The organism is Fodinibius salsisoli (assembly GCF_026229185.1).
GTDB classification, from domain to species: domain Bacteria; phylum Bacteroidota; class Rhodothermia; order Balneolales; family Balneolaceae; genus Fodinibius; species Fodinibius salsisoli.
The window spans coordinates 186,253-206,202 of sequence record NZ_JAGGJA010000002.1; the positions used below are offsets into that span (position 1 = coordinate 186,253).

13 protein-coding genes are annotated in these 19,950 nt (G+C 43.9%); 5 read left to right on the forward strand and 8 right to left on the reverse strand.

Annotated elements, in window-relative coordinates:
- Positions 1-109 precede the first annotated feature (109 nt).
- Positions 110-700 (forward strand): FKBP-type peptidyl-prolyl cis-trans isomerase, encoded by a 591-nt coding sequence (locus J6I44_RS03660; RefSeq protein WP_265764631.1) that lies wholly within the window; start codon positions 110-112, stop codon positions 698-700.
- A gap of 63 nt (positions 701-763) precedes the next feature.
- Here J6I44_RS03660 and alr read toward each other — a convergent pair whose 3' ends face one another.
- Both alr and J6I44_RS03670 read right to left on the reverse strand, forming a co-directional pair.
- A complete protein-coding gene (alr, locus tag J6I44_RS03665) occupies positions 764-1,828 on the reverse strand; it encodes an alanine racemase (protein WP_265764632.1) in 1,065 nt (354 codons plus the stop codon).
- Positions 1,829-1,836: 8 nt separating this feature from the next.
- Complete coding sequence (locus J6I44_RS03670; RefSeq protein ID WP_265764633.1) at positions 1,837-3,438, reverse strand: phytoene desaturase family protein; 1,602 nt, start codon at positions 3,436-3,438, stop codon at positions 1,837-1,839.
- Positions 3,439-3,543: 105 nt separating this feature from the next.
- Between J6I44_RS03670 and sppA the strand changes: the two genes are divergently transcribed.
- The 3 genes from sppA (at position 3,544) to recQ (ending at position 8,543) form a co-directional block, all read left to right on the forward strand.
- Positions 3,544-5,334, forward strand: a complete 1,791-nt coding sequence (gene sppA, locus J6I44_RS03675; protein ID WP_265764634.1) for a signal peptide peptidase SppA — start codon at positions 3,544-3,546, stop codon at positions 5,332-5,334.
- 5 nt (positions 5,335-5,339) lie between these two features.
- Positions 5,340-6,191: an MBL fold metallo-hydrolase gene (locus J6I44_RS03680; protein ID WP_265764635.1), complete on the forward strand. Its 852-nt coding sequence runs from the start codon at positions 5,340-5,342 to the stop codon at positions 6,189-6,191.
- A 138-nt stretch (positions 6,192-6,329) separates the two neighbouring features.
- Complete coding sequence (recQ, locus tag J6I44_RS03685; RefSeq protein ID WP_265764636.1) at positions 6,330-8,543, forward strand: DNA helicase RecQ; 2,214 nt, start codon at positions 6,330-6,332, stop codon at positions 8,541-8,543.
- Positions 8,544-8,906: 363 nt separating this feature from the next.
- Here the strand turns inward: recQ and rho are convergent, their stop codons facing one another.
- Together rho and J6I44_RS03695 are read right to left on the reverse strand one after the other, a co-directional pair.
- Positions 8,907-10,367, reverse strand: coding sequence for a transcription termination factor Rho (rho, locus tag J6I44_RS03690; protein ID WP_265764637.1), 1,461 nt, complete (start codon positions 10,365-10,367; stop codon positions 8,907-8,909).
- 143 nt (positions 10,368-10,510) lie between these two features.
- Positions 10,511-11,779, reverse strand: a complete 1,269-nt coding sequence (locus J6I44_RS03695) for a bifunctional folylpolyglutamate synthase/dihydrofolate synthase (protein ID WP_265764638.1) — start codon at positions 11,777-11,779, stop codon at positions 10,511-10,513.
- An 89-nt stretch (positions 11,780-11,868) separates the two neighbouring features.
- On the opposite strand from J6I44_RS03695, the gene J6I44_RS03700 reads away from it, so the two are divergent.
- Entirely contained in the window at positions 11,869-12,954 is a 1,086-nt protein-coding gene (locus tag J6I44_RS03700; protein ID WP_265764639.1) for a quinone-dependent dihydroorotate dehydrogenase, read from the forward strand.
- On the opposite strand, the gene J6I44_RS03705 is transcribed toward J6I44_RS03700, so the two are convergent.
- The 4 genes from J6I44_RS03705 to J6I44_RS03720 form a co-directional block, all read right to left on the reverse strand.
- Positions 12,955-13,905, reverse strand: coding sequence for a CHAD domain-containing protein (locus J6I44_RS03705; RefSeq protein ID WP_265764640.1), 951 nt, complete (start codon positions 13,903-13,905; stop codon positions 12,955-12,957). It abuts the gene before it with no gap.
- A 135-nt stretch (positions 13,906-14,040) separates the two neighbouring features.
- Positions 14,041-16,605, reverse strand: a complete 2,565-nt coding sequence (gene porW, locus J6I44_RS03710; protein WP_265764641.1) for a type IX secretion system periplasmic lipoprotein PorW/SprE — start codon at positions 16,603-16,605, stop codon at positions 14,041-14,043.
- 177 nt (positions 16,606-16,782) lie between these two features.
- A complete protein-coding gene (gene pyk / locus J6I44_RS03715) occupies positions 16,783-18,219 on the reverse strand; it encodes a pyruvate kinase (protein ID WP_265764642.1) in 1,437 nt (478 codons plus the stop codon).
- Between the two features lie 231 nt (positions 18,220-18,450).
- Positions 18,451-19,848: a SusD/RagB family nutrient-binding outer membrane lipoprotein gene (locus J6I44_RS03720; RefSeq protein WP_265764643.1), complete on the reverse strand. Its 1,398-nt coding sequence runs from the start codon at positions 19,846-19,848 to the stop codon at positions 18,451-18,453.
- Positions 19,849-19,950 lie beyond the last annotated feature (102 nt).

Below are 19,950 nucleotides of genomic sequence, written 5' to 3' on the forward strand. Positions count from 1 at the left end.
TTCGCGCTTTCCTGCTCGTTTGAAATACGTTAACTTTAGCAGCTGCAATAATGAAAGCAACGATTGCTTTTTATTCTGAAGAAATTCAATACTACAAGTAATTTATTTGATGTATAAATTGAAGAAATCTACATTCGTTTTTTCCATCCCTGCCCTGTTACTCATGTTCTTTTTACAAGCATGCGGTGATGGATCCACGGGGTACTACCAGCGCGAGTTCACCCCACCTGAGCCTTATGATGTTAGTCAATCAGTGAGTGATACAACGACCGCTGATGGTCTGGAAATTCATGTGATTGAGGAAGGGTATGGCCGGATCGAAGTCATCCACCGCGACCGGGTACAGGTTAAATACACAGGTCGTATTGTAGAAGAAGATGGTAGTCTTGGTGATGTTTTTGACAGCTCATACATCAACAACCAAACAGAGACGACCACTTTTAATAACTTAACACCCAATCCAATTCCTTCTGGAAATGGTGGCCAAATAAGTCCTCTTGTTGATGGATTCCGACGAGGTATCATCAAAGAAGTCTCCGAAGATACCACTAATATACTTTCGGGTATGAAAGAAGGTGAAAAAAGAGTCTTGATTATTCCACCGGCACTGGCCTATGGAGAAGCTGATGAAAACAGTAGCAGCAGTCTAGCAGGCCGGACGCTCCGTTTCGATGTAGAACTGGTGCAGATTGCAGAATAATTGTTATTTGTTAATGGTTATTAGTGCAGGCTTTAATAGTAACTAATAACCAGTCACAAATAACTAATTTACGTACTTTCTGGGAATACGCGGATCGATACTGGTAAGTATCTCATAAGGTATGGTTTTTAATTTTTGGGCCCAATCATAGGCCGTACTTTCAGGATATAGCAACTCCACTTCCGTACCGGTCTCATAGTAATCTTCCCCGAGATAGATCATGCTGTAGTTCATGGTAATAGTTCCTACGGCCTCGTATTCTTTCCCATTAATGCGAACCGGGATTTTACCCGTCAAATTTCGCTTCAACCCATCGGAATATCCGATCGGCAGAATACCCAAATACCCCTCTCCTGGAGCTTCCCATTCGGCGCCATAGCTTACGGTCTGCTCCTTTTGGATGGCTTTAACCTGCGCAAGATGCGTACGCCAGCTTAAAATGGGCTCCAGACCTTCAATAGCAACTTCGCCCGGTGCATATCCATAGAGTCCAATGCCCAGCCTTACCATATTAAACTGGTTAGTATCGTAGAATGCTGTACCACCGGTATTGGCAATATGGGCCGCCAAATTTTCGGGGAAATGTGAACGTATTTCTTTGAACAACTTATGTTGCTCGGCCACAAAGGCCGAACCGGGCTCATGGGCGGTAGCAAAATGGCTGTATATTCCGGTGCAAAAAAGTTCTCCTCTATCCTCGACTAAGGCTGCAATTTCCTCAGCTTCTATGGGTTGAAAACCCAGCCGGCCCATCCCGGTATCAAAATTCAGGTGATATGAGGTACCATTCGGCACCCATTCAAAATGCTCCCTCGAACTGATAGTGGCAGTCAAATTATGAATGCGATACTGGGTAGCAAGTGCTTGTTGAGGTACTTCAAAGACTAAAATAGGTTTCGTAATATCATGTTCGCGCAGTTCAATGCCCTCCTGAATTGCATTCACTGCAAAGGCGCCCACATGCGGATCTAAGGCCTTGGCAACTTCAACGGCACCGTGGCCATAGGCGTCGGCTTTCACGACCGCCATAATGCGCGTTTGGTTATCCAAAAATTGACTCAAAGTCTGAAAATTTTTCTGAAGCAAACTCCGATCGACTTGAACCACAGCATTAGATTTCTGAATCATAAAATAGGTTAAAATTTAAACCAGGATTTCTTTTTCAAATCTTTCAAAATTACATGGGCCGCGTTATAGCCTGCAGCACCAAAAACACCTCCCCCCGGGTGGCAGGAAGCGGAGGATAAATACAGGTTCTCAATAGGCGTTTTGTACTTACTCATTTCCGGGACCGGCCGAAACATAAACATCTGGTCAAAACTCATTTCAACATGCATTACATTGCCCCGTGGCATTGCATGTTTACGCTCAATATCCAGTGGAGACTGAATATACCAGTCGATAAGCTTACCTTCCATATTAGGTGCATAGCCACAAATTACATCATAAATTTTCTGCGCCTCCCGCTCCCGAATATCGTCCCAATGCAAGCCCTCTTGCAGTTCGTAAGGGTGCCATTGGGCCCAACCATAGAGCGTATGCCCACCACTTGGCGCCATATCAGGATCAATGTCTGAAAATGTCATAGCCAACACTGCGGGATTTTCGGGCGGTTTCTTCTTGGTATAATCACCAATAGCATTCTGCATATACGATACGGAGGGCGCCAACAGCTGCATACCGTTGTGAATATAGGGATCTTCGGGAACCGCTTGGTAGCGTGGCAACTCTTCGACCGCACAGCGTATCACCATACCAAATCCATTGCCCACGTTAATATTTTCTATCCTCCTGTATGTTTCGGAAGGCAAATGGTCACGCCCCACCATCTTCATCATCGTAGTCTGCACATGAGCATTCGAAATAATGATATCTGCGTGATACTCCTTGTCTTCTGTTTGGATACCAACCGCTTTGCCCTCTTCCACTAAAATATTGGTGACCGGGGTTCCGGTAATAATTTGGCCTCCATGAGCTTCGATATAACGCGCCATAGCCTGGGTGAGCATACCGCTGCCTCCCCTGGGATGCTTGGCTCCGCTTTGATGTAACATAGCGTGCCAGCCGGCAAAATCTCCGGATGCGGGATGATCGGGCGTTGGGCCGGATTGAGCGGCAAACCAAGTCAAGGCGGCTTTCATATACGGATTGTCGAAAGCATCATCTACCACCTTCCCATAACTGCTGAATATCTTCTGCATGCCGCTCAGCTGCTGCCCTTTCGGAAACATCGACCCATTACGAAACTGATCTTTAGCCAGCGAAGCCATAAGACCTTTGCTGCTGGGCGGACTCATAAACGCCTTTAACACGCTCCGATTGATACGCCCCCAAAACTCGACGAATTCGCGATAGTTTTCAACATCTTCCGGGGCCACCTTGGCAATAGAATCCAGCGTGCGGTCCAAATCCTTAAAAAAATGGATCACGCCCTGTCCATCGGGAACCGGGTAAGACATCATGGGATCCATCTCAATATACTCGAGGCCATATGATTCGAGCTCCAGCTCTTCAAGGATACCCGTCTGATGAATCATGATGTGCACCGAAGAGCCCACATCTATACGGAAACCTTCCGGATATTGAGGCGACTGAAACATCGTTTCTGTGCACACGGCGCCCCCCAAGGTATCACGGCGCTCTACAACTTTCACGCTATATCCCTCCTTTGCTAAATAACAAGCAGTAACCAAGCCGTTGTGACCTGAACCTACAACTATCGCATCTTGTTTATCCATTATGTATCATTAATCTATTCATAACATTCGCAAAGATTTTTCGTATCCTTGAAAAGCTGTACGTGTATCTACTTCTGAATTAACATTGATCCAATTTAATCGACCATGAACTTTTTTAAAACGCTGATTGCTACAATCCTGGGAATCTTTTTATCCTTGGGGCTCATTTTAATTATTCTGTTGGTTACAATTTCCAGCAGTTCACAAGAGCCTGAACCCTATGTACGCGACAATACCGTCTTAAAAATTGGATTGCGGGGCTCCTTGCCTGCTAAAACATCCACTAACCCATTGGATAAAGTACTTGGTGAAGATACCAATAATAAGGTGTCGCTGGAAACATTAAAAGAAAATTTGACCAAGGCACAGGCTCATGAAAACATCAAAGGCGTTTGGCTTGAAATCGACTTTGTTTCAGGGGCCTGGGCCAACCTCCAGGAAGCGCATCGGCTGATTAGTGCATTCCGGGACAGCTCGGACAAATTTATCTATGCCAGCACCAATGATATTGGATATAACGAAAAAGGCTATTTTCTCGCTACAGCTGCCGATTCTATCTTCTCTCCACCAGAAACGTTTTTTGAGTTCGACGGTTTTTACAGCCAGGTCATGTTTTATGATGGTTTATTTGAAAAGTTAGGTATCGAAGCAGAGGTAACCCGCCACGGCAAATACAAGGGAGCGGTAGAGCCGTATTACCGCAAAGAGATGTCCGAAGAGAACGAATATCAGCTAACACAACTTTTAAACCAGGTAAATAGCACTTTTGTATCAGCGGTTAGTCAAAAGAGTGGTCGGTCTGTTGAAGAGTTAAATACCCTAATGAACGGGCAGCCGCATCTCGACTCCCACTTTGCACGAAAAGAAGGACTTATTGATTCGCTGATGTATGCTGATCAGCTGGAGGAACTTATCAAACAACGTATTGGGCTCGAAGATGACACAGACTTTAAGACCATCTCCAACAAGCGCTATGCCCGAGTTTCGGCTTCATCTTCGGGTATGGAGAGCTCATCCCCTTCCGATAAAATAGCCGTTATCTATGCCAATGGTCCCATTATGCCAGACACCAATTCCGATAGCCCTCTGAGCAACCGGCAAATAATTACAGGAACTTTTTTCGAAGAGCAGCTGGAGAAAATTCGTAACGACGAAGATGTAAAAGCACTGGTCATCCGGGTGAACAGTCCCGGCGGCGCCGGAAGTACCTCCGATTTAATCTGGCGGAAGCTCCAGAATATGAAAGAAAAAATGCCGGTTATCGTATCAATGGGTGGAGTAGCAGCTTCGGGCGGATATTATATTTCTATGGGGGCCGACTCTATTGTAGCTGAACCCACAACCATCACCGGCTCAATAGGTGTTTTTGCAACAAAACTTAACACCAAACAATTATTCAATGAAAAGCTGGGCTTAACCTTCGATGCTGTCAAAACCCATGAACATGCCGACTGGCTGGCCCAGAATCGTGGACTCACCCCTCCCGAAGCAAAAGCCCTTCAACAGTATGTCGATACTTTCTATCAGGCTTTTATTACTAAAGTTGCAGATTCTCGGGGTATGACGGTAGAACAAGTTGACGGACTGGCCCAGGGCCGCGTATGGACGGGGGCAGACGCCCAAGAAAATGGGTTAGTTGATGTTCTCGGCGGGTTTGACAAAGCCGTTACTATTGCTGCAGAAAAGGCCGAACTTTCTGATTATAGTCTCGAAAAATATCCAAAACCAAAGTCGTTCTATGAATTGGTCATGAGCTCAGCGAATACAAAAGCACAAGCATGGTTGAATAATAGCTGGTTCTCTTTGACAGAACTGCAGGGTATTAAGCAGAATATTTCACTGCTTAGACAGCGACACGCTTTGACGTTATTCCCTTTTGAGATCAACATACAATAACTGCTATGCATATTGGATCACTTACCATAGAATTATTGAGCGAAGGCCGTTTTGAACTCTTTCAGGACGGCCATATCAATCGTTCTTTGAAAGAAGAATCGACAGAACCCGCACTTAAAAATACGGCTGCTCAATATACGAGGGTAGGCATCAATCCAATATTAGTTACAAACGGTCCCTATAATATTCTGCTGGATACCGGGCTGGGTTGGGGACTGGATTTTGCAAGCAGCTACCATGAGGTATCTAATGTGCGTACCAACCTGGCTATTTTTAAGCTTACTCCTGCTGATATTACTCACGTGATCCTCAGCCATCTGCATTACGATCATGCCGCGGGCAGTTCATTTACCAACTCAAATGCCCAAACAGAAGTTACTTTTCCAAATGCTACCTACTATCTTCAGCAGCTGGAATGGGAATATGCACTATCACAAGTTGACCAACAGGCTCAAAAGCAGGATGCCGACTATCAGCTGGATGAATTCTATCGGCTTATGGCCGATAACCGTATCCATTTGCTAAAAGATGAGATCACTTCCGTTATGGATGGTCTTTCTGTTATCAGGACGGGGGGACATACGCCCGGCCACCAGGTGGTGCGGCTGCAGAGTGAAGGCGAGAGTGCCTATTATCCCGGTGATCTACTGCCTTCTTCTGCCCATTTGAATCACTATAAAATGCAGCACATGGATGTTGATCCTATCCGGGCTAAGAAAGAAAAAATACAGCTACTCCAAAAAGCGTATCGGGAACAGTCTATTCTCCTTTTTTATCACTCCAAACACGGGCAATCCGGTCGATTGATTCGGGATCAGGATAAGCAATATGTTCTGGCGGATATCCCCAAGGATTGACCATATTCTTCTGATTTTTATAGTTCTTAGCGATGACTTTTTCCAAGCGGACTGTTCCGTAACGATAAAGGCAATATTTCAGAACAAGTTTGTAAAGAAATCGTCGCTCATTGTTCTTACCTTAGAACAAGAATACGAATGAAATCTTCAGACATTCCTTTAGACATAATGCCGGATATCGCGAAAGCAGAACACGTTCTTCACGAAGTTTTTGGATTTGAGGAATTTCGCTCCCTTCAGAAAGACATTATTCAAAACGTACTTGCCAAAAATGATACCCTGGCTATCATGCCTACTGGCGGCGGAAAATCGCTGTGTTACCAAATTCCTGCACTCCTGTTTGAGAGACTTACCATCGTGGTATCTCCGCTTATTTCGCTGATGAAAGACCAGGTAGATCAGCTGACAGCGTATGGAATATCAGCTTCCACTCTAAACAGCTCCCTTTCTCTGCAGGAATATGAGCAAACCCTCGATCTCATTCGTAGTAATAAAGTGGATTTATTATATCTGGCACCGGAAACGTTGATGAAAAACAATGTATTAAATTTGGTTTCAGGCTTAGGCGTAGATTGCATAGCCATTGATGAAGCCCATTGTATTTCGGAATGGGGGCATGATTTCCGTCCCGAATACCGCCAGCTTGCAGAGGTTACCACTCGTTTTGATGGGGCTGTTACCCTGGGCCTCACCGCCACCGCCACGCCTCAGGTTCAAAGAGATATTGCCGGCTCACTCGGGCTCAAAAATGCCAACACCTTTGTAGCCAGCTTCAACCGGAAAAATTTGTATTTGGATGTGGCAAACAAAAATGATTCACTGCAGCAAGTGATTTATTTTCTCCAGGAGCATAAAAATGAATCCGGTATTATTTATTGCTTTTCGCGCCGACAAGTAGATAAGCTTGCCAACGATTTGAATGCAAATGGTTTTAGCGCGCTTCCCTATCACGCCGGACTTGAGGAAAACGAGCGTATGCGAAATCAGGATGCTTTTATTCGGGATGAAACAAACATTATTGTAGCTACTATTGCTTTTGGGATGGGCATCGACAAGCCGGATGTGCGCTTTGTAATTCACCATGATATGCCAAAAAACATTGAATCGTATTATCAGCAAATTGGGCGTGCCGGACGTGATGGCCTGCAATCTGATTGCCTGTTTTTATTTAGTTATGGAGATGCTTCCAAAATTCGATATTTCATAGAGCAAAAAGCGGAAGCTGAACAAAGGGTTGCCGAACAGCATCTGCAACAGCTAATGGAGTTTGTAGAAACAAATCAGTGCCGGCGAATAAAACTACTTGAGTATTTTGGGGAACAATTCACCCAAGAAAACTGTGGAATGTGCGATTTCTGCACTGGAAATACGCCGGAAAGAGAAAATATTACAGTCCCCGCACAAAAGTTTTTGTCAGCAATGGTGCGAACTGAGCAGCGTTTTGGCTACCATCATATCAAAAATATCTTGGTAGGCTCTCGCCGAAAAGAAGTGCTAAAATTTAATCACGATCAGCTTTCTACCCACGGAATTGGAAAAGAATTCAGCTCACAGGAATGGAAACAGCTCTATCGCGAGTTAATGCGGCAAGATATTATTCTTAGGGAAGTTAAACATAAAAGCCTCAAGCTGACTCCCAAAGCCATTGATATCCTTAAAGGAAAGGAACAGGTATTTGGTGTAATTGAAGAACCCGAGCAAAAAACAAAAACCCGACAGACAAAATCAGATATTGAGTCGCTGGATTTCAATCGGGAATTGTTTGTTTTACTAAAACAGAAACGTACGGAGCTGGCGCACGAGCAAAACGTTCCACCCTATATTATTTTCCCGGATACCACCTTAATTGAAATGTCGTACTATTTTCCACAAACTAAAGAACGACTGCTGACTATTCACGGAATTGGGCGGGTGAAGGCTAAAAAATATGGTGCCGCTTTTCTGCCTGTAATTAGCTCATTTTGCGGCCAGCATGATTTAGACGAAAAACAGAAGTCAGCACAGTCAAAAATGGTCACTGTTACCAAAACGCTTTCTCAAGAAAGCCGTCCTTACCAGGTAGGCAAACTGTTTAACCAAAATAAAAGCATACCGGAAATTGCTGCTCATTTTAATGTAAAAGAAAGCACGGTACTTTCTAATCTCCTTAAATTTGTAAAAGCAGGAAATTCGGTTTCTTCGGACCGCATCCTGAAATTTTCAACTCTAAATACAGAAGAAATAGAGCAGGCAACAAAAGCCTTTGATGAACACGGGCTGGGTATGCTGCGTCCTATTTTTAAGTCGTTGAATGAGCAGGTTTCATATGATGAATTGCGCGTAATTCAGCTGTATATGATTAGCCTTAAATAAAAAAGGCGAACGCAAGCCCCCTTTTCTTATAATCTTTATGTTAGCTACGTCTTAACCCGACTTATTTATAAGAAGGATTTGCAAAACCCATCAGACGGCTGAGTTTGCCGTCAGGTGGGTACCTTTTAGAAGCTGTTAACCCGTCTGACCGAAAACCCAGCGGTCGGACGAGGTGATATTTTAAAACCTCCTGAAATTAGACAAAATATATAATAGCTCAAATTTGAGAACCGGTGGAAGGCGTCAAAATTTGATTGTAGGCGGCGTTGAACTACTTCCTCATAAGCACCATCGGAGGTTTGCCTGCACAACGAAACGTTAGTGTAGTTGTGGGGAGGTCAGTAAGGGTCTTTTAAAAAATCCTTACTGATTCATAGAAATCAGGAACTCTTCATTGTCTTTGGTTCCCTTCATCTTATCCAGTACAAACTCCATGGCTTCGAAGGCATTCATACGATTTAAATAACGACGAAGCAGAACGACTTTTTCTTTTTCGGATTCGGGAACAATCAGTTCTTCGCGGCGGGTACCACTCTTGAATACATCAATCGCCGGATAAATTCTGCGCTCCGACAAGTTTCGATCGAGAACAAGTTCCATGTTACCCGTTCCTTTGAACTCTTCAAAGATCAGGTCATCCATACGCGAGCCGGTCTGAACCAGAGCAGTTGCTAAGATTGTCAGGCTACCGCCATCCTCAATATTACGCGCCGAGCTGAACAGCTGGCGGGGTGCTTTTAGCGCTTCCGAATCAACTCCGCCCGACATGGTACGTCCGGATGAAGGCTGACAAACGTTATAGGCACGGGCTAAGCGTGTAATTGAATCCATAAGGATGAGTACGTCATGCCCACTTTCAACCAAGCGCTTTGATTTCTCAAACACAATTTCTGAGAGGCCAACATGATTTTCCGGCCGCTCATCAAAGGTTGAGGCCACCACTTCGGCGTTATCCACATTCCGATTCATCTCGGTAACTTCCTCCGGCCGTTCATCAATCAGGAGTATAATGACCTTGGTCTCCGGATTATTTTCGTTCACAGCATTGGCGATGTTACGCAGGATGGTCGTTTTACCGGTCTTGGGCTGAGCGACAATAAGCCCCCGCTGTCCTTTTCCAATAGGTGCAAACAAATCAATAGTACGGGTGGTATATTCGGTCGGCTTGTGCTCCAGTTTGAACCGATCCTCAGGATAGATGGGTAACAGATCTTCGAAATCTTCCCGATTATCCATATCCGTAGGAATCTTGCCATTAACCCCGTCAACACGGAGTAGAGCAAAATAACGTTCGCCTACTTTAGGAGGACGGATAATACCAATGACACAATCTCCTTGCTTCAAGCGGAATCGCTTAATCTGCGAAGGGGATACATAAATATCGTCAGGGCTTGCCTTGTAGTTATAATTGACCGATCGCAAGAAACCATAGCCATCCGGCAAAATCTCAAGGGTTCCTTCCTGTATAAGATAGGGTCCTAACTTCGGCTGAATCTCCTCAAGTCGTTCTTCCAGCGTTGGAGCATCCGATTCGGGCAGGATATCGTGCACATTTTTTTTCTTTTTCTTCTTTTTGCCCCCCTTGCGCCGACCTTGTTTCGAATTATTTTTACTATTACTGTTGCTGTGGTCGTTGCCGTTATTTCGAGCTCGTGCCTTATCGCGTACTGATTGACTAATGCGATCGATAAGTTGCTGTTTACGCAATCCTGAAACAGATGATAATCCCTGTTCGCGTGCTAATTTTTTAAGTTCTTTGACCGTTTTGTTTGGCAAAGCATCAATTTGCTCTAACGTAACTCCATCGGTCTGATAATCCGACATAATAATCTTGTTCTATAATTTGGTATGCGTTGCGATGAATAAAAGGTTCTTACAATCTTATACTAAGCTGTAAAAGAGAATTGATTTACGCTGCAATAAATTAAATAAAGGGCGTAATCTCAGTTAGATATGAAATTATCGGTTTAAGCGAAATTTTTGATCCAATCCCGAACCGTTGCATAAAAGTAAAAACTTCCAGCAAAAATTACTAATTCCGAATCAAACTCTTCAAGTAATTGTCGTTGTTGATTCAATCGGGTCGGAAAAGCCATCATTTGCGGCAACCATCTTTTGATATCCTCAACAGATGCCGCTCGCTCTGTGTTAAGTGAATAATAATAGATATTTTTGAATTCTGAAAATTCTTCCATCACTTTAGGTGTTATTTTATCACGCATCAGCGATAGAATTAATACTGCGCTGCCAATCTCTCCCACAGATGAAACCGACTCTCTTAACTTCTGTACAGCTTCAATATTGTGTGCCCCATCGAAATACCACTGTTTTGTCTCTGACAGCTTTTCAAATCGGCCGTAACCAACATTCAATTGCTTCAAAGCCTGCCCAAATTGTTGCTGGGTTACCGAAAGTTGATCGTTCAACACCCGGGTAACCTGCCAGGCAACAGCAACATTAAAAGCTTGAACAGGCGCTTTCAAGGCCGTGGAAAAGGTTATTTCGCCCTCATTAACCGTTATTTTCACCTTACCTCCAGTCATATACTCTGGTTTCAGATCAGTAATCGAAAAAATATCTGCATCTTTGTTTTCCACTACCTTTCTGATGGCTCCTTCCGCTTCTTGTGCAAGCTGGCCTACCACTACGGGTCTCCCTGCTTTGATAATACCCCCCTTTTCTCGGGCTACTTTTTCCAGACTGCCTCCCAATATATCGGTATGATCCAGGGAAATGCTTGTAATGACGCTGACTAATGGATCAATGATGTTCGTTGCATCCAACCGGCCACCCAACCCTACTTCTATAATTCCCAAATCAACTTGTAATTTAGCAAACCACCAGAAAGCTATGGCAGTGCTAATCTCAAAATAGGTAAGCCTATATTCTTCAACTTTATCGTGGAACTCCCTAAAAAACTGCAGGAGCTCTTCATCCGGGATGGGTTGCCCATCAACGATAAAACGCTCGTTAAAACGAAATATATGGGGCGAAGTATACTTGCCAACGCTCACGCCCCCTTCCCGGTAAACAGCCTCTAATATGCTGCATGTACTGCCTTTTCCATTGGTGCCTGCTACATGAACGGAGGAAAAATCATCCTGTGGATTACCGATAGCCTCACAAAATTTTCTAAACCTTGAAAGGCCAAAGTCGGTTGCTTTGGTGAGATCGGACTGAAATTTTGGAATTTCTGACAGGTATTGTTCTACATCATCGATCGATAAAAATGACATCAAAGATCTATTGAAAAGTTAAAATTTCATTCTTAGCTCAAAGCTCATTACTTTGACAGCTACTTCAAGAAAGTTTGTTTACAGATATTATGCTATATAATTCGTTGGTGAAGCCCTTGTTATTTCAGCTTGAAGCTGAACAGGCCCACGATTTGACTAACCAGTTTGCACAGAAAGCTTCTAAAAGTTCTTTGTTGCAATCATTAGCAAAAGCGATTTACAATTTTCAGTCGCCGCGCCTGTGCCAAAATATCTGGGGACTGAAATTCAGAAATCCCCTGGGATTGGCTGCCGGTTTCGACAAGAACGGCAAAGTTCCTGAAATAATGCAAGCACTGGGATTTGGTTTTGTTGAAATAGGTAGCATTACCGGTAATCCATCAACAGGAAATCCCAAGCCCCGTATGTTCAGGCTACCGCAAGATCGGGCCCTGATCAATCGTATGGGGCTCAACAACGACGGAGCAAAAACGGTCGTTAAACGGTTAAAAAATAAGAAATTATCCATTCCCCTGGGAGTTAATATTGCCAAAACCCATGACCCCAAGGTACTGGGCGACTTAGCTATCCGAGACTACGTTCATAGTTTTCAAGAAGCTAAAAAAGTAGCCGATTATATAACGGTTAATATTTCTTGCCCGAATACGACCGAAGGTAAAACATTCGAAGATCCCGCGGCCCTGGAAGAGTTACTTTCAGCCCTCAATATCCGGGATGATGCACGTTTGGTTCCGACCCTGGTTAAAGTTTCATCCGATTTAAATCACGATCAGCTATTGGCGCTACTGGATGTGTGTGAAGATCACCGGGTTCACGGATATGTGGCTTGCAATACCTCTTCCCAACGCGAGAACCTGACCACCTCCCCTTCTGAAATAAAACGGATTGGCCGCGGTGGACTGAGCGGTTCACCCATTGCTGCCAAGAGTATACGCATCATAGGCTGGATAAGCGATGCGACAAAAGGACAAAAGCCCATTATTGGCGTCGGTGGCATAGACTCTTTTTCGACGGCTCTCAATATGATGCTGGCGGGAGCAGATTTGTTGCAGGTTTATTCTGGCCTCATCTATGAGGGACCAGGCCTTATCAAATCTATAAACCGACAGCTTTTGGGCCAGCTCAAAGAGCTCAATGTTGATTCTATTCACCAGCTCGTAACGGCCTCTGGTTAGCTATGTGGTCTCCAGTTCTTCTGTTCGGGGCAAACTGCTGTTCTCGACTTCTTGCTGGTGGGCCTTCCACCATAATTTAATCCGATCACAAAAGTCGGATGGCGAATCATAATAAAATTTTTGTGCTTTTAACAGGGTATGCTTTCTCATGAAATCCTGATGTTTCTCCAGCATCGCCTCGAAGAGCATCCGTTCTTCAGTATCTGAAAACGGCTTTTCTAGCTCTTGTGCAAGTATCTTGAGATTGTGTAAATCGTGGAGCGTGCCCGTATAATCTGTAATATCATGTAGCTCTTCTTCCAGTACGTCCATCACCTGTGGCCATAACCGATTCAGAATATCAATATGATAGCGAAGGTATTTTACCCTTTTGCGCCAGTCATGAAAGTCCTCCACTTCCCCGGTCTTTGCTACATTCTTTAAGCCTTTATAACCCCGCTTATAGGTACGTTTGAGACTCGGACGAATATCCTTAAACTGCTGCACATCAATAGACCAGTCCGGGATCTCATCTATTTTTGCTTCCACCTTTTGTTGAATTTCTTCAAGCCGATTATCTTCCCCAAATACTTTCTCAGCCAACTGGTCGCGGGAGGCATGAATGCCCTTTTCAAGGTCTTGAAACGATTTCTTATATAACTGTGACTCATATTGTGTTTCGAGGACCTCCAGGGTTTCAAGGTGTGCTGTAAGATCACGAACGTCTGATACCTTGCGGCCAAGATCCCGAAACCATTTATTTTCACGATCATAAAAATCAATATGATCACGCACCAGTCGCAGACAGGCCCGGATCTTTTTAAATGCCTTCCGGCTCTCGTGAACGGCTTTGTGCTGCTCTTCTTCCGTATCTGATTTTCTTAGATACTTTAAAGCAGTTTCACACTCTTCCACCATTAACCGCTTTAGTCCTTCCGAAAAATCCTCTTTATAACGTAACTGAATACTCATCTGGTAATTACTAACATGTTGAATATGAATTTAACAGTAATAACATATTTGTCTCTTCTGGTCAAGAATAATTGGATTTCTTAACCTTTTTTTAATCCAATTCTTCTAAAAATTTGGCTTGCCAGCAATATCAGGCTAAAGGTTAATTGGAAAAGAAACTTCACAGCGAACCATAGTTATATCTTTATCCGGTGGTGATAGTTTAAACTTCAGTGCGCCATCAAATGCTTCTTCAAGCGCATCTTCAATCCCCAGTGTGGTAGGAGGAGAAACCAACGAATATGATTGTATTGCCCCCGTCGGGCTGATTAAAAATTCATACACTACCTCTCCGGAGAGCGAGGCCTCATCAACGTTTTCCGGCCAGCTGATGCCCTCCATAAAACGCTGCATGTTTGGTTGAACCTGTACGGTGATACCTTCTTCTTTGCAGGTTGGCCACTCTTCCTCCCCAGACTCCGTTGATATTTTAAGTTCCTGCTGCAAGGCCGCCACTTGTGATTGATAGGCCGACCCCGAAAAAAGGCTATCATGCTCGGTAAGCACCGTTCGCACACTGTCCCACTGGATAGAACGATATGGTTCCTTTTCCAATAGCAAACTAAGTGGAAAATGAATATTTGCTTTCGCTTCAGCCTCTGTAGAATCAGTGGGCATAGTTTCTGTTGATAATATTTCCGTTAGCTGTTGATAGTATTTAGCCTTCTGTACGTACTCTTCAATGGCTTTAAAATGAATATCCGGAGCTAACCCTGATGTTTGATTATCGAGAGCTAAGGAACGAAGCTGTCGGGGTCTCAACAAAGCTTCCGATGTTTGAATCCGCTGATAAGCCTTGCGCAAACGGCTGCTATCCGTTTCAGTATATGCCAGTTGTGTTCCATTTGGGGCAACAGCACTCGCATACTCTGAGTTGGGGAACTCTTCAATAATCCTCTTCTGCCAGTACTGAACGCTATCGGTCTCTGAGTCAGCTTTAAAAAGCTCGTGCAGGGCATACATTGCCCGGGCACGAAGTCCACTATCATGGTGAATCTTACTCTGGATAACTTTCCGGTAGTATTTTTTTGCGCTGTCGGGCTTGTTAAAATTCAAATGAAATATATTGCCCAACTGGTATTCGGCATGCAGCTGCTCTTTCTGTAACTGCATCCGTTCTTCTTCCGTTTTAGGTATGGATTCTAAATCTGGCTCCAGGGTAACCTGTGGGCTACCCTCTGATTCTTCTTTTTCTGGAGGCAGATTATTGTCACGGATATTCGAGGCCTGACTTAAAGCTTCCTGCCGGCGCCAGTTATCCACTAATGGTCGCCTGCCCCACAGATCCTGAAACTCACTCTTCTCTTGGTTAAGTGAACTTTGATTTTTATGATTTAAGAATCCGTAAAGAGTCGAGTTATTGTTATCGTCCTCTTCTTCCCCTTGTAATGCCTGTCGATTTTGCAATCTATTCTCTTCGCTTTCCTGCTGCTCCTCAAGCAGTTGTTGACTCTTTCGATATTTAACTTCTTCAATAACGGAATCTAACTTTTCCGGGGATAGTGCCCCCAACCACAAGAGACTGTCAGCCCGCTCGATAGATACTTTCAGGTCGGCATATTGGCGATAACTCCCCATTAGGTCAGCCCCTCTGTTATCCTGATTGAGTAAGGAAGAAGAGGTATCAAAATAGGCCGTTGCCATGGTAAAGTCCTGATAGTCGTCACTATACAACCGGCCCATCTGATAATAAGTATCGGCCTGCAAGCTGCGTTCAGTGCCCTTATTTTCGGCATATAACAAATCGCGATATAATGTCTCCGCCTCCTGCGGTTTATCTTGCTCCTGCAGAATATGGGCAATTTTGAAGGTCAACTGATTGCGACGGTCAACGTATTTGTCATTTCTTTCCAACCGGCGATATATCGCCAATGCAGCTTCCAGGTTTCCCTGCTTTCGCGCAACATCGGCCTGTTTAATGTTGGCCCAATAAGTATATTCTGTACCGGGAAAATATGAGGGGACCTGTTCATAGGCGTACCGAGCCTCACCAAACCGGTTCTCCCTTTCAAGCATCTGTCCATAGAGAAAGTATGTGCGGCCGCGCAGCCGCCTATCAGAAAGAGTTGAAAGAGCCTTTGACAATACCTCTGATGCTTCTTCCCAGTCTTCGAGCATGGCGTAATACTCACCGAGCAGAACCTGAAGCTCAGCCCTGGTTTGGGCATCCCATTCACGGGGATACCCTTGTAGCAATGGATCCAGATACGCTATACCTCCCTCATAATCCTTGAGATCAAGCAGTGCTCTTCCTTTCCAGATTGCGGCCTGCTGCATTAAGGAAACGTTTGCATCGGATGCACTGAGCTCATCAAATCGTTTAATAGCCGTGATAAATTCAGTCAGATAATAATGAGACTTACCCATCAGCAGCAAGGCATCATCGGCCCACTTAGACTCTGGATGCTCCTGAAGGACCGACACACATTTTTTAACAGCTTGTTCAAAGGATTCACTGCCAACCGAAACAGGCGAATGATGGATAGGAGCAGGGCGTTCCGGATCCAGGCTAATTTTCTGATCTTCTACCACTTTGCGCCCTTCCTCAAAATACTCGTTGGCGTTGTAGTAGGTATTATAGTAGGTCGTAAAATTTGTCCATCCTCTTTTGAGAGCACTCCCACATCCGGATACCCAAACGGAGAATAATACTATGAACAAACATCTTTTAACCATCTCTATTTATGATATGGCATATTTATAATAGACTAATAGATAATTTTAACAGTTTCTGAGGTGGATTGCAGATATTTTTCATCCCAAAAGAGCATGAGAATTATCCTACTTAGGATTAAAACTTATCTGCAAGTTTCCTATTTATGATAGCCTCTACGACTATCATTCTTCGATGGTACTCACCTTAATCATATTGGTACGTCCCTTTTTGGCAATCGGCATACCCGTGGCAATGATGACTCGTTCACCTGACTGTGTAAGTCCATGCGCCTTTAGATAGTTTTCCATCATCCGAACACTTTTGTCGGTATCGAAGATCTCATCTATTTTTACCGGCTGTACTCCCCAAACTAACCCCAGCTGTCGACGAACTTCGTCACTCTCGGTAAAAGCAACTAACGGCACACGAGGACGGAATTTGGCAATCCGCCGCGCCGTGGTGCCCGAATGGGTAATAGTGCTGATGACTTGCGCCTCAACATTATCAGCTAACAGCACGCAGGAATAGGCTAACGATTCAATGACCTGTTTTTCCTTCCACTCCGGTTGTCGGTAGTCAAGGCTTCGATAAATATTCGGATCATTCCCTTCTACCGAGCGGCAAATTTTATCCATAGTCTCTACGGCCTCTACCGGGTATTTACCGGCAGCCGTTTCGCCAGAGAGCATTACGGCATCGGTGCCATCGAGCACCGCATTGGCAACATCCGAACTTTCTGCGCGGGTGGCGCGGGCATTTTCTATCATAGAATCAAGCATCTGGGTGGCGGTAATTACCGGCTTGCCCGCTTTTCGGCATTTTTCAATAATTTTCTTCTGGACAAGCGGTACTTTTTCGCTGGCTATTTCGATACCCAAGTCGCCACGGGCAACCATAATACCGTTCGATTCCTCAATAATATCATCAATAACTTCAATCGCTTCGGGCTTCTCTATTTTTGCAATAATGCCGGCATTTGAGTCCTCCGCACGTACTCTCGAAATCACATCCTGAATATCATTTGCCGAACGCACAAACGACATTGCAAAGTAGTCTACTCCTTTGGAAGCTGCGAATTCCAGATCCTTAATGTCCTTCTCCGTCAGTGACGACATGGAGATATCCACATCGGGCAGGTTTACCCCTTTGCGCGATTTTAGCAGTCCGCCGACGATAACCTGCGCAACCAGGGAATCTTCATTCTTCTTAATCACTTTAAGCTCAATAAGCCCGTCATCGATGAGGATACGATTCCCCTCCGAAGCGTCTTCAACAAGGTTGGGATAATCTACAGGAATCTGCTCTGGCGTACCCTCAATATTTTCCGGAGTGATGGTAATATACTCTTTCTCTGATACCTCCTGGCCTCCATCTTTCATAGTTCCAACGCGAATTTTGGGGCCCTGTAAATCCGCTAAAATAGGCAGGCTTACATCATACCGTTCCGCAACGGTTCGTATTTTTTCAATTACTTCTGCATGCTGTTCGTGCGTACCATGCGAAAAGTTGATACGCGCTACATTCATGCCGCTCTGTACCAGTTCGTCAATTTTTTCTTCCGTATTACTGCTGGGCCCAAGGGTACAAACAATTTTTGTTCGCCGTTCGCCTGTATTCATCTGCTTCTGTATAACTCTAAAATTCTAAGTTGACTGTAATTCGTGACCCCAAGAGATAAATAAGAATCTCATGGATCGCAAGAAATCGTTTTAATGTATGAAATAAAAATTGGAAACGATATTGTGAAACTATTATCACCATACCGGCGAATATTCTCTTATAAATAAAAAAAGCCGCCCCCCTGAGATTGGGAGCGGCTTTGGAAATATTAATAAAGATTATAGATATATCTATTCTTCAAAAGACATTGGTTGATCACGGGTTGGTAGAGGGTCAGGCACATTAGGGTTAGAAGCAATCTCTTCACTGGAAAGTGGTAAACGGCGAATTATAGTACCCAGTTGGGCTTGGACGGGAACTTCTAATTCCGGTACTTTTGTTCTTCGCCACAAAGTCCAATTTTCGGGCACTTTTTCAAAGACATCAACCCAATGCTGTTCCTGAATGATAGTCACTTTTTCAGACTGATTTCCAAGATCATAATCTGAAAGAATAGAAGAAACAAAGTTATCTTCATCTTCTTGTGCTATCTCGCCTTCAAGTCCATCAAAGTAGCTTATACTTGCCCGGATACCTGCCTCTAATTTACTTCGTGCTTCGATAACTTGCCCTTCTTTGGCCAAGAACTCAGCTTCATGCAATAGAGTTTCAGAAGCCGTAAGAATACGGCCTGGAAATTCCGGACGTATTATATCAGCCCCCACTAATGATACTCCTGATGTAAAATTAGCGCCATTTTGTACACCTACAAAAGTATCCTCATCGTTGTTAGTTTGAAAGTAGGTAGAAATACGAGGATCATCATTCTCACTCATCAGGTCCAAAATGGTATCAGATGCATATAAGAAAAGGGGATCACCGCCAGCAAAGTCTGCATGAAGCTGATAGACCTGGTTTTCTCTCTGCTCATCAGAAGAATAAGGGAATTCAGCATTATTGATATTACTCCTAATTAGGTTAGGATTATCAATAAGAGGCTGGATTTCAGAAGCAATAGATGGATCTGTATTATACTGAAGCATTAGTACCCGTAGTTTTAAAGAATTTGCAAACTGTAACCACTGATTCATATCCCCTCCATATATCAAATCTCCATTTTCTATAGGAGCTAACTCAGAATCAGGATCAATTCTACTAATAGCTTCATCAATACGATCAACTATTCCATCCAGTATATCCTGCTGATCATCAAAAGCCGGATTTGCAATATCTTCTTTAAGTGCTTCGTTGAATGGCACATCACCAAAAAGCACTGTTAGGTAGTAATAGGTATAAGCCTGCACAAGACGGGCCTGTGCAATTGCATTACCTCTAACCTGTTCAGCCTCTTGAGCATCCTTTACAAAAAGCTCTAGATTATTTAACACATTGGTATAAATAGCTCCAAAATTATTGGTTACTGTGAAGTCTGAAGACCCAACGATGTAACGATCGGGTTCTGTGAATACACCTGCTGAACTATTAGAAGCCCAAGTCTGAGCAAAAAATGAGACTGCAGGACCTAACTCAATATTTCGATTAGACTGGAGCACCGTTATTGCCTCGGTAAACAAAGGGTCACCAGGAGCTTCAGTCGCTGCATTCGGGTCATCGTTTACATCTAAAAAATTATCGCAACTAGAGCTCATTATAAATAGCATTATGAGCAAACAGTATTGTAGTGATCTATATATAGTTTGACGTATCATAATAGTATTGTATTCTTAAATTCAAAATTGGATACCAAGCAC

Bases quoted from the DNA above. Each gene is read 5' to 3' on its own strand.
- J6I44_RS03720 (WP_265764643.1), bottom strand. From the start codon at position 19,848: ATGAGCTCTAGTTGCGATAATTTTTTAGATGTAAACGATGACCCGAAT.
- J6I44_RS03670 (WP_265764633.1), bottom strand. From the start codon at position 3,438: ATGGATAAACAAGATGCGATAGTTGTAGGTTCAGGTCACAACGGCTTG.
- J6I44_RS03700 (WP_265764639.1), top strand. From the start codon at position 11,869: ATGCTATATAATTCGTTGGTGAAGCCCTTGTTATTTCAGCTTGAAGCT.
- recQ (WP_265764636.1), top strand. From the start codon at position 6,330: ATGAAATCTTCAGACATTCCTTTAGACATAATGCCGGATATCGCGAAA.
- pyk (WP_265764642.1), bottom strand. From the start codon at position 18,219: ATGAATACAGGCGAACGGCGAACAAAAATTGTTTGTACCCTTGGGCCC.
- rho (WP_265764637.1), bottom strand. From the start codon at position 10,367: ATGTCGGATTATCAGACCGATGGAGTTACGTTAGAGCAAATTGATGCT.
- alr (WP_265764632.1), bottom strand. From the start codon at position 1,828: ATGATTCAGAAATCTAATGCTGTGGTTCAAGTCGATCGGAGTTTGCTT.
- J6I44_RS03680 (WP_265764635.1), top strand. From the start codon at position 5,340: ATGCATATTGGATCACTTACCATAGAATTATTGAGCGAAGGCCGTTTT.
- J6I44_RS03695 (WP_265764638.1), bottom strand. From the start codon at position 11,779: ATGTCATTTTTATCGATCGATGATGTAGAACAATACCTGTCAGAAATT.
- J6I44_RS03660 (WP_265764631.1), top strand. From the start codon at position 110: ATGTATAAATTGAAGAAATCTACATTCGTTTTTTCCATCCCTGCCCTG.
- sppA (WP_265764634.1), top strand. From the start codon at position 3,544: ATGAACTTTTTTAAAACGCTGATTGCTACAATCCTGGGAATCTTTTTA.
- J6I44_RS03705 (WP_265764640.1), bottom strand. From the start codon at position 13,905: ATGAGTATTCAGTTACGTTATAAAGAGGATTTTTCGGAAGGACTAAAG.